Below are 16,699 nucleotides of genomic sequence, written 5' to 3'. Positions count from 1 at the left end.
ACAGCAACATCTCAACTCGTGTCACCGCCTCGCCCATACTGGCAGATACAAGCGGAAGGCGGGATTAGCTCCCCTACTTCTTAAAAACCCAAATCCCAAACACAAAAAAGGTGAGCCTAAGCCCACCTTTTTTTATGTTTAAAATTAACTCAAACTATCTTAACGCAACCAAGCCCGCGCATTACGGAACATACGCATCCACGCGCCGTCTTCATCCCATGCTTCTGGTTTCCAGCTATGATTGTAGGCACGTAGCGTACGCTCAGGGTGCGGCATCATGATGGTGACGCGACCGTCGGTGCTACACAGACCAGTGACACCGCCGACCGAACCGTTTGGATTGAGCGGATAAGTCTCAGTTGGATAACCTTGGCTGTCGACAAAGCGCATGGCGAGCTGACCGTGTTTTTCCATACCGTCGATCTCGGTATTGTCCAGCGTGGCATAGCCTTCACCGTGCGCGACAGCGATTGGTAAAATACTGTCTTGCATACCTTTGAACAGGATAGACTTGGTACGCTCGACTTTGACGTTGACCGTACGCGCTTCAAATCGCGCCGACTTATTGGCAATAAATCTTGGGAAGTTTTCCGCACCCGGTATGAGGTCTTTTAACTGCGCCATCATCTGACAACCGTTACAGACACCAAGCGAGAAGGTATCAGGACGGGCAAAGAAGCGCACAAACTGCATGCGCAATTCGTCATGGAATAAGATAGAGTTTGCCCAGCCAGAGCCAGCGCCGAGTACGTCACCATAGCTAAAGCCACCACAAGCGACCAGACCATCGAAGTCACGTAGATTGATACGACCTTCAAGTAAATCGCTCATATGGACGTCGACCGCTTCAAAGCCTGCTTGGGTAAAGCCTGCTGCCATCTCTGACTGACCGTTGACGCCTTGCTCACGCAGGATAGCGACTCTTGGTTTAGTTTCACGGCTGTTTAAGTATGGTTCTTCAACTTTTTGATTGAGGTCAAAGTTTGGTGCAGCGATAAGACCTTGATGGCTAGCATCGCTAATCAAGTCATATTCTTGCTGTACGCACGCTGGGTTATCACGGCGTCGGGCAATTTGATAGCTGACCTGAGTCCACTCTTGTTGCAGCTCAGAACGGCTAAAGCGTAAAGTATCATCGCCCATATGTAGCGGCGTTTGAATGATAAGGCTGTCTTCCTCACAGCTTTGACCGACGAGGCTTAGCATATCGCTGACGTTAAATTCTTCTGCCAATTGCATAAGAGCAGCGACGTTTTCCGGTAATACTTGAATGACCGCGCCCAGCTCCTCACTGAATAATTGACCGAGTAGGTTTTTATCGTCCAATGACAGCTTGATACCTTGACGACTGGTAAACTGCATCTCAGCAATCGTCGCCAGCAAACCGCCATCGCCGATATCGTGATAAGCGCTAATGACGCCTTGGGCATTACCCGCTTGGATAAAGTTAAAGAAATCGATTAAATCGCTTGGCTTTTCAAGGTCAGGACATTCATTGCCCAATTGGCTTGCCGTTTGCGCAAGGATTGAACCGCCAAGGCGCAGTTTACCTTTTGACAAATCAATACGGTAGAAGGCGCTATCACCATTGATTAGCTCAGGTGTTAAGGTTTTTGCCACATCAATAACAGGCGCAAAAGCCGTAATCACAAGACTCATTGGCGAAACCACTGATTTATCTGTGCTGCCGTCTTTGTTGCTATCCGTCCAATTAGCACGCATCGATAGCGAGTCTTTACCAACAGGAATCGCTATACCGAGTGCTGGGCATAGCTCTTCACCGATCGCATACACAGCGTCAAATAATGCAGCGTCCTCATTGTCATCGCCGCAGGCTGCCATCCAGTTCGCTGACATAGTGATGTCTGATAACTGGTTAATACGCGCGCCGGCGATGTTGGTGATGGCTTCACCGACTGCTAAACGTGCAGAGGCTTTTGGATTAATCAGCGCAACAGGCGTTCGTTCACCAACGCTCATTGCCTCACCGCTCATTGGCTGACCATCTAGCGCTAATAAACCAGACGCGGTAACGGCGCAATCGGCAACGGGCACTTGATAGCGACCGACGTACTGATCGCGAACAACCATACCAGTGATTGAGCGGTCACCGATGCTAATCAAGAAAGACTTGCTCGCAACGGTTGGATGACGCAATACATCTTTGATAGATTCAGCTAAATTAAAGTTATTAAGCTCAAGCGGTGGCAGTTCTTTCTCTTGACGGCTAAAGCTACGCTGCATCTGCGGCGTTCCACCGAGCAGTACTTGCATCGGCATATCGACTGGCTGCTCATCGAGCATCTCATCATCAACGATAAGCTGACGAACTTCCGTCGCTACGCCTAAGATAGCATACGGACAGCGCTCACGGGCACAGATGGCATCAAACTGATCTTTACTCTCTGGGCGAATCGCTAACACATAACGCTCTTGCGCTTCGTTCGACCAGATAGCCATCGGTGACATTCCCGCTTCCAGCGACGGGATTTTACGCAGGTTTAAATGGGCGCCCATATCATGGTCATCGACCAGCTCAGGCATAGCGTTTGACAGACCGCCTGCGCCGACGTCATGAATAGAGACGATGGGGTTACCGTCTTTACTAGCATTGCTGGTATTACTGGCATCAGCGTCATTTCCCGACGCTTCATTTCCAGCTAAGGCCCAGCAGCGATCGATCACTTCCTGACAGCGGCGCTCCATCTCAGCGTTATCGCGCTGAACCGATGCAAAGTCCAAGCCTTCATCTAGCTCGCCGCTATCGACAGACGATGCTGCGCCGCCGCCCAAACCGATTTGCATCGCAGGGCCGCCAAGAACGATCAAGAGATCACCTTGTTGAATGGTATTTTTTTCAATCAGGTTGCGTTTGATATTGCCGTAACCACCTGCCAGCATGATGGGCTTATGATAGCCGCGCATTTGGCTGCCATCTTTTGCCGCTGAGGTATCTAATTGGAAGCTACGAAAATAACCGCAGAGGTTTGGACGACCAAATTCGTTTGAGAAATTGGCTGAGCCGAGTGGTGCTTCGGTCATAATCTCAAGGCTGGTGGCCATACGATCAGGCGTACCATAATCTTGCGTACTCACTTGACCTGATCGTTCCCATTTTTCCGCAAGCTCTGGAATATGTAAGTGTGAGACATGAAAACCAGTCAAACCAGCTTTTGGTTTACCGCCACGACCGGTTGCGCCTTCATCACGAATCTCACCGCCCGCACCTGTCGCTGCACCCGCATAAGGCGCAATCGCCGTTGGATGGTTATGGGTTTCAACTTTCATTAAGATATCGATTTCTTCTTTATGAAAGCCATAAGGATGGGCAGAATTTGCATCCGTGGCATCTGTCGGCACTGGGTAGTAACGCAGCCCCTTAGCACCAGCCATCACCGCAGCGTTGTCTTTATAAGCCGACAAAATACCTTGTGGATTGGCTTTATAAGTATTCTTAATCATCTGAAATAGGGATTTTGGCTGTGCTGCACCATCGACTGTCCATTCAGCGTTGAAAATCTTATGACGGCAATGCTCTGAGTTGGCCTGTGCAAACATCATCAGCTCAACGTCAGTTGGATTACGCTTTAGCTCATTAACGTAGGCATTCATTAGATAGTCGATATCTTCGCTCGACAAGGCAAAACCAAATTCTTTATTGGCGGCTTCTAGTGCTGATTGACCTTGACCAATGACGTCGATGCGATTAAGCGACGCGGGTTGTTCATCATCGAACAGTTTATTTACGTCATTTAAATCATAAACTAGGCTTTGGGTCATACGGTCAAACAATAATTGCTCAGCGGCTTTAGGAAGCTTGTTATTAGTTGCACCTACGTCGCCGTCTGCTTTTGCATCAATCGTTAGAGTATAAACGATAACGCGCTCGACGCGTTTAATCTCAATTTCACAGTTATTAAAAATATCGGTCGCTTTACTGGCCCACGGCGAAATCGTCCCAAAACGCGGACCGACGATCACTTGTATTTGATTGTCCTTTGAGGCGGCAAGTTGAATATCGGCATGCACCCCAAACAAATCCAGCGCTTTTTTCTGCTCATCACCTACGAGGTCGCGCGATAGCACATAAACCTGCTGAGTATGAATCTGGCTGACATTTAGCTCGGTTTTTTGCTGAAACTGACTGATGAGTTGCTGCGTCTGAAAATCGGTAAGAAACGGTTGTCCGGCGATGGTCATCATAAAGGCATAATCCGTAAGATCAAGGCATCTCTGCCATGCAAAGTAAATGGTCTGCGTATTATAACAAGAAGCCCTGTAATAAGCAGGTCAAAACCAAGATAAAAAACTTTTCGTCAGAGAAATATTGCTCAGCTGGCGTCACAATTTTTACCTAATTCTTGTAAACCTTACAAACACTCACATCGCATTACTGGCGACCTATATAAATAAGAGAGTGATAATCGCTATTCTAGTTGGCAGTTGTGATGAGTTAAGCGCCTTATAACAAGCTAATAAATATAAAGAGCTTTAAAACTATATCTATAACCTGCTCATAAAAATTATTATAAACGGCGCTGGCTTGTCTAAACTGAATGATTAATAAGCAACCATAAGTTAAACAAAGAACCACTTGCTATAATGATAAAAGGATAAACCTAATGAGTAACCAAGAGCATATCGCCAAAATCCAAGAAATCATCAAAGACGTAAAATTTGCTATGATGAGTACCACCAATAAAAAAGGTGACATTCATGCTTGGCCGATGACCACTAGTAAAGCGGATGTCGCTGCCAAAGAAATTTGGTTTATCGGTGATAAAACCTCAGACGTCGTCAAAGACATTCAAAACGATGCAAGAATTGGATTAACATACGCCACTCAAGATGAAAAGAATTACGTTTCTATCAGTGGTAACGCTGAATTATCAACCGACAAAGACAAGTTAGATGAGCTATGGTCGCCTGTTTATAACGCCTTTTTTGCCGAAGGTAAAGAAGATGAAAACGTCCAATTGATTAAAGTGGTACCACATGGTGCCGAGTGCTGGATCAGCGGTAGCTCAGTGGTCAATATGTTTAAAATGGCAACCGCAGCCGTTCAAGAAGGTAAAACTGCTGAAGATTTAGGCGAGACTTTCTCCGTCTCTCTATAACCTCGCTTTCTGTAAGTTTTGCTGTCTTAATAATAAAAAACAAAAAATAAGACATCTATTTGAACGCCAGTAAATTATTAATTTACTGGCGTTTTTTGTTTTTAATTTTGCCAATATGTTTATGACCTTGCTCGTTGTTTTTGGCACATTAAAGCTTACAAAGCGTCACAGCGTATTACAGAGCAGCTATATCGTTTTATTAAGCAACTTTATTATATTAATAACTGATTGCACACATAACGAGTCATCGGCTAAGAGTTATTAATCATTCATCAATTGGTGGTGTATCAGAAAGTATGCTGAGGAAATAAAAGGAGGAGTGACAGCCAGAGCAAGATGATATATTTGAGGTTATGAAGACACAAATAGATATCAGTTGCCCCGACTGTCACAGTAATAGTCTAAAGAAAAATGGCAAAAAAAGCTATGGCAAGCAGAATTATCAATGTAAGGACTGCAAACGTCAGTTTATTGGCGACCATGCCTTAACTTATCATGGCTGTCACTCTAAAGTAGAAGAGCTTATACGGCTCATGACAGTTAGAGGCTGCGGCGTTAGAGACATAGCTGTTATAGCCTCAGTCAGTATCGGTAAAGTATTGAGCACCATAGGCTCATCTGTTTATAAGATTACGCCTAAGAAGCGCTACTATGAACGCTTAGAGGTTGATGAATTCTGGACTTACGTGTATCGCAAAAAGCGTAAAGTTTGGCTTATTTATGCTTATGATCGCGTTACTAATGAGATTGTCGCTTATGTCTGGGGCAGACGCGACTTAAAAACGGCTAAGAAGTTAAGAGCTCGTCTCAAGCAGCTTAAAGTCAGCTATGGCTCTATCAGTATGGATAACTGGGACAGTTTTATAACCGCCTTTAAATTTGACCACAAACGAGTTGGCAAATCTCATACGGTAGGCATTGAAGGTAATAACTGCCGTCTTAGACACCGATTGCGTCGGGCGGTTAGAAAAACCTGTTGTTTCTCTAAGAAGCTCGATAATCACTTCAAAGTGTTTGATATGGTGTTCTTTTACATCAATTATGGTTACGTCTGATGCCGGCATACTTTTTAGAACACCACCCATCAATTATCTGCCGATAGCTTTTAAACCCAAGCTTTTAAACCCAAGCTTTTAAACTTAAAACTCAAACTGCCTATTTCAATAGTAAAGGATAACTATTATGAGTAAACAATCACAAATGGACACCATCCAAGCGATGGTAAAAGACATTAAATACACCATGATGACCACGCGCAATGGCGAAGACCATCTGCACTCTTGCCCAATGAACACCACTGAAACTAGCATTGGCGCGAAAGAAATTTGGTTTATTGGACACACGCCATCTGAAACTGTCGATAACATTAAGCAAAATGCAGAAGTAAATTTGGCTTATACCTCGAAAGGTGACGATAAGTATTTGTCTATTTCTGGTACCGCTGAATTGGTCGAGGATGCAGAGAAACTCGATGAGCTATGGTCGGTTATGTATAACGCCTATTTTGAGCAAGGCAAAGAAGACCCAAGGGTACAGCTGATTAAAGTGGTGCCGCATGGTGCGGAATACTGGGCGAATGGTAATGCAATTACTAGCGCGGTCAAAATAACGGCGGCGGCAGTTACCGATACAGCGATTGAAAAAAGCTTAGGGGAAAATTTCTCTATTGAGTTGTAATTATTTGATCATTAAATACACTTAAAACTATGATAAATAAAAAACGCCAGTCACTTATCATGACTGGCGTTTTTGTTTATGAGCGGTTTAAACTTAAGCATGTAAACTTAAGGACTGATAGCATTTATTCTATATACTAACCGCTTTGTTTTAAATATGGCCATGCAGCTCTGAGGTAAATCATCATCGACCATAAGGTTAAAACCACCGCCGCCACCATCAATATATAGCCTATCATCTCAAGCGATTGCCAATTTAACAATAACACAGTGATAGCGATCATCTGAAAAGTGGTTTTGAGTTTACCGACATACGAGACAGCAACACTAGTGCGATTGCCAAGCTCCGCCATCCACTCGCGTAGCGCCGAGACGGCAATTTCACGCGAGATAATCACAATCGCCGCAATCGCCATGATTATATTGGGATGCCATTGCACCAAAATAATCAGTGCGGCTGCGACCATGAGCTTATCAGCGACTGGGTCTAAGAAGCGCCCAAAAGCAGAGACCACGTTAAGCTTACGAGCAAAATAACCATCGAGCCAATCGGTCACCGCGGCGATAATAAACACACCGGTCAACAGCAAATGACGCAGCAAACTGTCGCTAAATTCGCTCATACCTACCCGCGCGATGACATTGTCCGAAATCGCTGGCATGCCAATTCCCATGGCGGGTGGCCAATAAGCAATCGCCACAAACAGCGGAATCATTAAAATACGCGCAATCGTAAGATTGTTGGGTAGGTTAAAGATACTTCTGTCGTTTGGCGTTGGTAGCGGTTTTTGTTCTGGTGTGTGCAGCGGTGTACTCTCGGTCATGACAAACCCAGTTTATAGTCAGCGATAAGAATGTGGCTAGCTTAGCATTTTTCAGCCATGTCGTCATGCTTCTGTACAGGTCGGTTTTGGCTTTACTCAATTGCAAGTGTTTTTGAGCAAAAAATCCTTAGCAAAACGCTTGTTATTAAGATTTCTAGCTAATAATCGGCGGACAATAAACCAAAACGTAATGACATGTAAGTAAGCTAGGTAAATCGGCTAATTTCAGTTATGATGACTGAGGAATAAATACAGTTGTACACTGGAAATTGTAAGCAGACGTGATAATTTCTTGAAATCATAGATTTTGTCATCATCTTTATATTAACAATAATAAATCTTGATCAATTTACTTGTGGCTCGTTAATCAGTAGTAGCTCGGTCGCATGATAAGTTTTCCTCAGCCCACGACACCTCCTTCGTGGGCTCTTTTTTGCCTATAAGTTAATGATCTATATAAATTCAAATTTATTATGATGTAATACGTCTAAGTTTAATTCCTTAAAGCCTTTATTATCTGTAAATTAAACCATCGCTGTCACCGTCTGCGCCGCCATTTGATAGCAGCTTTCGATATTACCTTGTCCGCACCAATCGCCACTAACAATCCATTGCCGCTCATCATCAACCAATACTCCTAACTGCTCTTTATGAGAAGCGGTTACGGTCGCGGCGTAACGCCAACGGTGACAATCAACTTGGCTTGGCGCGCTCTCCGCATTCCAGTTTAATGCTCGCTGAGCGGCTTCTAACAACTTTGCTTTTATGGTATTGATATCGTCATCGACGTGCTGCTCTGACCAGTCGTTGCGCGCATGAATGGTCATGCTGGGTAATAGCGCATGATGCTCAGGCTTATGATGTTCGATAAATATTCTATCAATGATAGAATCCTGTACATAAGCCACATCCCACGCCGTGTCCAAACAGCTTAGCGCCTCAGGTAATGGTTGGTTCTCATTCCAACCAAGCATTAAGCTATAGCACGCCTGCATTGTTGGCTCAGTGATTTTTGCGCATTCACTAAAACCGCTATCTGCCATCAGCTCGACGGCTTGTCCATTTGGCGCCGTACAAATTACCCAATCAAAATGACCAAGACTGTTGCCATTTTCATCGAATAGCTCAGTTTTATTACTGGTTTTTTCACTGGTTTTGTCGTAAGTTTTATTATTGATGTTGCTATTTGGCGTTTGCTTATATTGAGATAATGGCGCGACGCGGGTGTTAAACTTAATGGTGCTATGCTGCAATTCATCAGCCAATGCTCGCCCCCAACTGGTCATCTTTGGCGCGCTGATATAACGCGCTTGCGTACTCCCCCATTGCTCTTTGAGGTGAATATCGGGTTTCTGATTATTTGCCGACATTGGCGTTAAGCTCACTACTTGCGCGCACCATGGCTGTAGCAAACCTGTCTGTGACCACGGTTCAATAAATTGTTGAAAGCTTGCGCTCTTAGCGGTAAAAAACTGCGCCCCAAATACCCATTGCCAGTTTTTATCAGTAAGGCTATCGCTGCGGTAACGTGTTGCTAGACGCCCGACGCTGCGTGATTTCTCAAAAATAGTGATTTCTGGTATTGAGGATTTGTCATTAATTTTCTGCTCATTCATTTGGCTAGAAGCGCGCTCTAATAAGGTGGCAGTAAATAGTCCCGTTAAGCCAGCACCGATAATGGCAATTTTTGGCGCTGATATCGGCGTAGGCTGCAAAGAAGAGTTCGGCATAATGACGGTAAACCTTGTAAATATGGAGAAAAACAAAAGTTATTGAAACTTTAAAGCGCGCTAATAGCAATAACCTCTACGTAAAAAAGCCATAATATTTACGATAGTATGGCTTTTAAAGAAGGGAAAAATTAGTTTAGTGCATATTCTTTTAGTATATCCAATTAACGAATCATACTCTTTACTCTCCGCGTTCCGCTTTGACCACGTCAATCAGCTCATTGATGACAGCGCTATCAGCAAGGGTCGATAAATCGCCCAGACCAACATATTGCCCTGCGGCAAGATTTCGCAGGATACGGCGCATGATTTTACCAGAGCGCGTCTTGGGTAAGACATCCACCATATAAATAGCATCCAAGTTGGCAATCGGGCCAATCTCCGCGCGCACGTGGCGATTGAGCTCAGATTTTAAAGCATCCGTTGCGGTTTCGCCCGATTTTAGAATGATAAAGGCACAAACCCCCATACCGCGAATGTCATGCGGCATACCGACAATCGCTGCTTCAGCCGTTGCTGGGTGCGCAACCACCGCGCTTTCAATCTCTGCCGTGCCCAAGCGATGCCCGGCAACATTGAGCACATCATCCACGCGTCCGGTAATCCAGTAGTGACCGTCTTCGTCACGCTGCGCACCATCGCCAGTAAAGTAATAGCCCGGATATTCTGTGAAATAGGTTTTTAAAAAGCGCTCGTGATCATTATAAATAGTACGCATCTGCCCCGGCCAGCCGCCACTAATCGCAAGGTTACCTTCTGCCGCACCTTCTAAGACATGACCATCAGCATCGACGACGACCGGCTCGATGCCATATAGCGGATTCATCGCCGCACCCGGTTTCATATCGACAGTACCCGGTATTGGCGCCAGTAAGATACCGCCGGTTTCCGTCTGCCACCACGTATCGACAATCGGACATTTACCGCCGCCAACGACATTGTAATACCAATCCCACGCTTCTGGATTGATCGGTTCACCAACGGAGCCAAGCAAGCGCAAACTTGAACGGTCAGATTCACGGACAAAGGTATCGCCTTCTTTCATCATCGCACGGATGGCGGTCGGTGCTGTATATAAAACCGTGATTTGGTGTTTATCAATAATATGACCGATACGCGCCCAGGTTGGATATTCTGGTACGCCCTCGAACATGACCGTCGTCGTCCCATTGGCGAGCGGTGCATAAGTGGCATAAGTATGACCAGTCACCCAGCCGACATCGGCCGTACACCAGTAGACATCATCTTCTTTGATATCAAACACATCGCGAAACGTAGAAAGCGCATAAATGATATAACCGCCAGTGGTATGCAGCACGCCTTTTGGCTTGCCGGTAGAGCCTGAGGTATATAATAAAAACAGCGGATCCTCGGCATTCATGACTTCAGGCTCGCAATGCTTTGATTCGCCATCGACCAAACTGTGATACCAAACATCGCGCCGACCGCTCATCGGCACAGAATTACCCGTACGATGGACGACCACGACATTGGTCACGCTTTCCGTGCCATCCATGTCTAATGCACGGTCGACATTGGCTTTGAGCGGCGTGCGTTTATTACCGCGAATACCTTCGTCGGCGGTAATGACCAATTTTGATTGGCTGTCGATAATGCGATTGCCCAAACTCTCGGCAGAAAAACCGCCAAATACCACCGAATGTACCGCCCCGATGCGCGTACACGCCAGCATGGCGACCATCGCTTCTGGTATCATTGGCATATATAAAGTGACGCGATCGCCTTTTTTGACCCCAAGTTTGCGCATGGCGTTCCCGAGGCGACACACCGCTTCGTGCAGCTCTTTAAATGAGATAATTTTGTGCAGCGATGGATGGTCACCTTCCCAAATAATAGCAGGCTTATAAGGGTGATTTTTGACGTGTCGATCAAGGCAGTTGACTGAAATATTAAGCTCACCATCCTCATACCATTTGATATGAAAATCTTCCAAGTCATAACTGACATCGCTGATTTTGGTGGGTTTTTTTATCCAATCAATCAGCTCGGCACGCTTGGCCCAAAAGGCATCGTTCGCCTCAGGTGACGCAATAGATTGTTGGTATTCTTTTTTGTACTGCTCAGCGCTAGTATTGGCAGCGGCGACAAACTCAGCCGTGATAGGAAATGATTTTTGAGTCATCGTAGTCATCCTTTTTTAATTATTCTGACTTGTAGCAGCTGTCGTTGCGACTATCATTAAACGGCTTGCGTTAAATATGAACGGCAAACGGTGGCCTATACAAGTGATAAGAGTCATCTTCCATAATGTCTGACACTTAAGTTAGTTTGACAAATAAGCAGCGTCGTTGCAAGACGTCGAGCGCAAAACACAACAATTTCGCTGCACAGCTGTATACTTAATCAGGGGTAGCAACTTTTATAAGTTGACTGGGCAAAAATATTTAATCCTTGTAACCTGCTATAAAACATGGACAATAGCTACCCTTTATGATTAAAACGTCCACTCAGCTACTTTTTAATTTTACGATTTTTTTATTTCTATTTTTTAAAGCTTAGCGCTTTTTGGAACCTATCATCATGGAAAATCCGCGCAATGCAGCAGCACACAATCACTACGATGTCATCGTCATCGGCGCTGGCGCGTCGGGGTTATATTGTGCGCTCACCGCGGGTCGCCGTGGTCGCCGCGTCTTGGTGCTCGACCACGCCAATAAAGCTGGTAAAAAAATCCTCATGTCAGGTGGCGGGCGCTGCAACTTTACCAATTACTTCGTCGAGCCTGAGCATTTTATCGGTAGTAATGCCCATTTTTGTAAATCTGCGCTGAGCCGTTATCCGAGTTGGGAATTCATTGCTATGGTTGAGCAGCATAAAATCCCTTACCATGAGCGCGAGCATGGGCAGCTATTTTGTGATGATTCGGCACAAGATATTTTAACCATGCTCCTTGATGAATGCGCTGCCGTGGGCGTGCAAGTCAAGCTCAATACCCACATTGAACAAGTAAAAACTGATGAGAATAATAAGAAATCTCTCTTTGAATTAATTACCAGCAAAAGTCTGAGTAAAAAAGAAAAACAAGAGAGAAAAGATAACGGCAATCAAAGTAAGCTGCCGCAAACCAGTTATAACTGCGAATCGCTTGTGGTAGCAACGGGCGGCTTATCGATTCCGACCTTAGGTGCGAGCGGTTTTGGTTACGAGCTGGCGCAACAGTTCGGCCATACGTTAGTCGCAACTGATGCCAGCCTTGTGCCATTTACCTTTACCGATAAAACGGGTGAGCTGATTCGCACGCTTGCCGGTATCAGTCTGCCGGTGATTGCCAGTAATGAGCGCATCTCCTTTAAGCTACCGCTGCTCTTTACTCACCGTGGCCTGTCGGGCCCAGCTATGCTGCAACTGTCCAACTATTGGCATGTTGGTGAAACTATTACTATCAATTTGCTACCCGAAATAGATATAACGGCGCTTTTGCTAACTCATAAGAAATCGCACCCGCGCCAGCTTATCCGCACGGTCTTGGCAGACAATACCAACAATGCTTTGCCGAAAAAACTGCTGGCAGCGCTACAAACGCATTTGTGGGACGATATAAAAGATACCGAGCTTGCCAATATTAAAGATGAGCGCTTGATAGAGCTTGGAGCAACGCTGAACGGCTGGCAGCTAAAACCGTCTGGCACTGAAGGCTATCGAACCGCTGAAGTCACACGCGGCGGCATCACAACCGATGAAGTCTCGTCAAAGACCATGCAAAGCAAATATCAAGACGGGCTATATTTCATCGGTGAAGTGCTTGACGTCACCGGTTGGCTTGGCGGCTATAACTTTCAATGGGCGTGGGCCAGTGGTTTTGTTTGCGGCGAAGTGGTTTGATGTTAAGTCATACATACTCTTTAATTTAAAAGCCAGTGATACAAATTTAAAAACACTCATATAAACCCATACAGATTTAGAATTACTTAAGAGTAGGTATTTCATTCCTGTTAAAAAATGACGGTGAAATAAATAAGTATTCTTTAATACAGTTAGGTTGACGAGGTATGCAATGCGCGCCATCAAACATATTCATAGCAATAAAGTACCGCATTGGGTCGGCGATGGTTTTTATGTCAAAACTTTGTTTAATCATTTAGATAACGAAGCTGATTTTAATTATCAGCATACCGATCCATTTTTATTATTGGACTATGGTCAGCCGACCACCTTTACGCCAAATCCAAACCATGAGAAGGAGCCGCACGGTATCGGGCAGCATCCGCATAAGGGTTTTGAAACGGTGACGATTGCCTACGCCGGCGAGATTAGCCATGCCGATTCGGCTGGCGGTTGTGGCATCATCAAAGAAGGCGATGTGCAATGGATGACCGCAGGGCGCGGCATTATGCACGAAGAATTCCACTCACCCGACTTTAGTCGCCGTGGTGGACTTTTTAGCATGGTGCAATTATGGGTCAATTTGCCAAGCGCCCATAAACTGACTGCGCCTAAATATCAAACGCTAAAACGCGCTGATTTGCCTATCGTTGACTTAAGCAATATTGAAAATGGACATGCTATTGGTCAAGCGAGGATTATTGCAGGTAAGTGGCAATATACGACAGGCGCGGCAAGTACCTTTACGCCAATCAATATGTGGAATATTGCTTTGCATAGCGCTGGCTCAACGACGCTGCAAGTGCCAAACAATCATAACATCATGATATTGGTACAAGAAGGCACGCTACTGGTTAATGAAAAGTCAGTAAGCGCAGGCAGTCTGATTCAGTTTACAGCGCCGACTGTTACTGATATCGCTATTATTGATTTCGACAATGGACAATCAGCAACGCAGGTAAGCGATAGTATTAAGTTGACGTACCCTGAGCCAGCTGATGATAAGCTTTCTGGTGATAAGCAAGCACCAAGTACGGTTAAACTATTACTATTAAGCGGTGAGCCGATCGGCGAACCAGTGGTAGGCTATGGTCCTTTTGTCATGAATACCCAAGCGGAGTTAAAACAAACATTTCGTGATTACCAAACGGGTAACTTTGGTAAATAGCTAAATATTACCCATTAAAAAAGCCACCTTACTATTGTTAGCAAGGTGGCTTTTTATTCATTATCACTTTATTTTAATCGATAAAGCCAATTTAAAATGGCTATCCGATAATATTTAAGCTTGTTTTAAAAAAGGATAATCGGTATATCCTTCTGTACCGCCACCATAAAAGCTTTGCGGATGTTGCTCATTAAGCGGCGCGCCTTCGCGGATCCGCTCTGCTAAGTCAGGATTGGCAATATAATCACGGCCAAAAGCAACGGCATCGATATAACCATCTTTGATATTCTGCTCGGCTTTTTCAGCGGTATAGCCACCAGCAGCAATAATCATTTGCCCAAAAGCATCACGAACGCGCTGACGGAATTCGGTGCTATAAGGCGTACCACCTGCCCAGTCGGGCTCAGACAGATGTAAATACATCAACCCGCGCTTATTGATTTGCTCAATTAGCCAAATATTTTCGTCTTCATGGTAGCCTGCTTCAACATTATTAAAAGTACCAAGCGGCGAGATGCGAATACCAACATGGTCAGCGTCCCATGCAGCGATACAAGCATCGATAACATCAAGGGTCAAACGCGCACGGTTTTCGCGGCTACCGCCATATTCATCATCACGTTGGTTGGTTTGCTCAACCCAAAACTGATGCAACAGATAACCATGCGCGCCATGAATTTCTACGCCATCAAATCCTGCTTCTTTGGCGTTCTTAGTCGCAAGCCCAAAGTCAGCGATAACTTGCTTTACTTCCTCAAGCGTGGCTGGACGCGGGGTTGTAGATTCAACGCGTATCGGTTGATTATTACTGTCACGCAATGTCGTGCGCACGCCCACATGAACATCAGACGCCGAAATAGGCGCTTTGCCATCAGGTTGGACGCTTTCGTGTGAAACCAAACCGGTGTGCCATAGCTGGACGACAATCTTGCCGCCTTTGGCATGGACATTATCAACGATGGTCTTCCACGCCGTCGTCTGATCTTCGGTATGAATACCGGGCGCGCCAGCATAGCCTTTTGCCTGAAAAGACACTTGCGTCGCTTCGGTAATGACCAATCCTGCACCACTACGCTGTGCGTAATATTCACTGGCTAGTGCCGTAGGAACATCGCCCGGCTCGACCGCGCGTAAGCGGGTTAAGGGAGCCATAAAGATGCGATTTTTTAGAGTTTGGGTACCCATTTTTACGGGTTCGAATAAGGTATCGTGTGCCATGAGGAGCCTTGTTTGTTGTTATAAAATAGATTTATAAGAGTTATTGAGCTTTGATAAATAGCCATGCTAGTTGTTAAGACAGCCATTTATCAGCCGAGTTCTTTATAAGGGTAGATACCGCGATTCCAAGTAATACTTACAAACAAAAACACCTACGCAAGTGTATTTCCAACCTTTTAAACGCTATTATTTATGTGACCTTATAAGGGTGTTAAGCTAATAGAATCATTAATTTTTGCTAAAATTTAGTAATAAAAAAAGCACCTACTTTTAAGTTAGTGATTTTTTCTATTTTCTATCAGCACTAATATGAGCTATTTTTAACAAACAATCTCAGTCAATTTTTAAAAATGATAACCCAATTTCATGCCAAGTGCGTAGCCAGTTCCATCGTCAATATTGGCTACCCGACCATCAACCTTAGTATCGACTGGACCGCCTTCAAACCACATATATTGACCGCCCGCAGAGACACTAAGCTGCTCGGTCAGTTTGTATTGCGCGCTTAACCCCAAGCTTTTGATAGAGTCATAAGGTCCTAATAGACTGAGCGGTGCGCCAGTACCGTGGTCATAGCCGACACGTACTTCGCCTGAAGCTTTTGGATTAAACTGCTTACCTAATGCCACTTCAACCGCATAACCATCTTTTTTATAGGCGGCTAAAGGCTCTTGTGTCGATAATGTCGCTAAAGGCGGGGCAACATTAAAGTTACTCCAATCTACCCAGCGGGCGTTAACCATACCTAGCAACTTATACTTTTCACTCAGACCGGTTTGGAAATCGAAATTGACCGACTGCGGCATCTTCACTTCGGTCTTGCCCGCTAGTGGTAAGGCAACTTCATCAGTCGCTGGTCCCGGTGTCACCCCTCCCTGTGACGGTGGCTCCGGCGGTGAAAAATATTGAGACGCTCGCCTATTGCTTGCCGCAACCGACCACGCTAAAGTTTTATCATTATCAACCAGACAAAGTATTAGCAGAAGAAAAAAGGCTGAAAGCACTGATGCCATTTGCCAAGGCGTTTGACATCATTACCTTTCCCATTCAACTTATTATGGTAGAAGATGTTAAATAAGTGCCATTGATTAAAAGGCTATTTATCAATTAGAAAAATCAATAT

The 16,699-nt window shown here is 45.1% G+C and carries 12 protein-coding genes; 6 read left to right on the top strand and 6 right to left on the bottom strand.

The window, feature by feature from the left end; translation table 11 throughout:
- Positions 1 to 159 precede the first annotated feature (159 nt).
- Entirely contained in the window at positions 160 to 4,203 is a 4,044-nt protein-coding gene (gene purL / locus RAH45_RS01205; RefSeq protein ID WP_198329199.1) for a phosphoribosylformylglycinamidine synthase, read from the bottom strand.
- Between the two features lie 419 nt (positions 4,204 to 4,622).
- Here purL and RAH45_RS01200 point away from each other — a divergent pair, with 419 nt between their 5' ends.
- From RAH45_RS01200 to RAH45_RS01190, 3 genes are all read left to right on the top strand, one after another.
- The gene (locus RAH45_RS01200; protein ID WP_198329200.1) at positions 4,623 to 5,117 is read left to right on the top strand and encodes a pyridoxamine 5'-phosphate oxidase family protein; all 495 of its coding nucleotides are present in this window, start codon (positions 4,623 to 4,625) and stop codon (positions 5,115 to 5,117) included.
- A gap of 353 nt (positions 5,118 to 5,470) precedes the next feature.
- The gene (locus tag RAH45_RS01195) at positions 5,471 to 6,172 is read left to right on the top strand and encodes an IS1 family transposase (protein ID WP_306495277.1); all 702 of its coding nucleotides are present in this window, start codon (positions 5,471 to 5,473) and stop codon (positions 6,170 to 6,172) included.
- 127 nt (positions 6,173 to 6,299) lie between these two features.
- The gene (locus tag RAH45_RS01190; RefSeq protein WP_306495410.1) at positions 6,300 to 6,794 is read left to right on the top strand and encodes a pyridoxamine 5'-phosphate oxidase family protein; all 495 of its coding nucleotides are present in this window, start codon (positions 6,300 to 6,302) and stop codon (positions 6,792 to 6,794) included.
- A gap of 136 nt (positions 6,795 to 6,930) precedes the next feature.
- Here RAH45_RS01190 and pgsA read toward each other — a convergent pair whose 3' ends face one another.
- The 3 genes from pgsA to acs form a co-directional block, all read right to left on the bottom strand.
- Positions 6,931 to 7,617: a CDP-diacylglycerol--glycerol-3-phosphate 3-phosphatidyltransferase gene (pgsA, locus tag RAH45_RS01185; protein ID WP_198329160.1), complete on the bottom strand. Its 687-nt coding sequence runs from the start codon at positions 7,615 to 7,617 to the stop codon at positions 6,931 to 6,933.
- 524 nt (positions 7,618 to 8,141) lie between these two features.
- Positions 8,142 to 9,347, bottom strand: coding sequence for an NAD(P)/FAD-dependent oxidoreductase (locus tag RAH45_RS01180; protein ID WP_198329161.1), 1,206 nt, complete (start codon positions 9,345 to 9,347; stop codon positions 8,142 to 8,144).
- A gap of 181 nt (positions 9,348 to 9,528) precedes the next feature.
- Entirely contained in the window at positions 9,529 to 11,490 is a 1,962-nt protein-coding gene (gene acs / locus RAH45_RS01175) for an acetate--CoA ligase (protein WP_289049683.1), read from the bottom strand.
- Positions 11,491 to 11,888: 398 nt separating this feature from the next.
- Between acs and RAH45_RS01170 the strand changes: the two genes are divergently transcribed.
- Positions 11,889 to 13,190 carry a BaiN/RdsA family NAD(P)/FAD-dependent oxidoreductase gene (locus RAH45_RS01170; protein ID WP_198329163.1) on the top strand — a complete coding sequence of 434 codons (1,302 nt, stop codon included), beginning with the start codon at positions 11,889 to 11,891 and terminating at the stop codon, positions 13,188 to 13,190.
- Positions 13,191 to 13,362: 172 nt separating this feature from the next.
- Positions 13,363 to 14,358 (top strand): pirin family protein, encoded by a 996-nt coding sequence (locus RAH45_RS01165; protein WP_289049686.1) that lies wholly within the window; start codon positions 13,363 to 13,365, stop codon positions 14,356 to 14,358.
- 114 nt (positions 14,359 to 14,472) lie between these two features.
- On the opposite strand, the gene RAH45_RS01160 is transcribed toward RAH45_RS01165, so the two are convergent.
- Positions 14,473 to 15,576, bottom strand: coding sequence for an alkene reductase (locus RAH45_RS01160; protein WP_198329165.1), 1,104 nt, complete (start codon positions 15,574 to 15,576; stop codon positions 14,473 to 14,475).
- Positions 15,577 to 15,920: 344 nt separating this feature from the next.
- Positions 15,921 to 16,445 carry a hypothetical protein gene (locus RAH45_RS01155; RefSeq protein ID WP_198329166.1) on the bottom strand — a complete coding sequence of 175 codons (525 nt, stop codon included), beginning with the start codon at positions 16,443 to 16,445 and terminating at the stop codon, positions 15,921 to 15,923.
- Between the two features lie 26 nt (positions 16,446 to 16,471).
- Here RAH45_RS01155 and RAH45_RS01150 point away from each other — a divergent pair, with 26 nt between their 5' ends.
- A complete protein-coding gene (locus tag RAH45_RS01150; RefSeq protein WP_198329167.1) occupies positions 16,472 to 16,654 on the top strand; it encodes a hypothetical protein in 183 nt (60 codons plus the stop codon).
- Positions 16,655 to 16,699 lie beyond the last annotated feature (45 nt).

It is taken from the genome of Psychrobacter sp. van23A, from assembly GCF_030845275.1.
Taxonomy (GTDB): domain Bacteria; phylum Pseudomonadota; class Gammaproteobacteria; order Pseudomonadales; family Moraxellaceae; genus Psychrobacter; species Psychrobacter faecalis.
The sequence above is the reverse complement of the archived record's forward strand: the minus strand, read 5'-3'. Positions and strand labels throughout refer to the sequence as shown.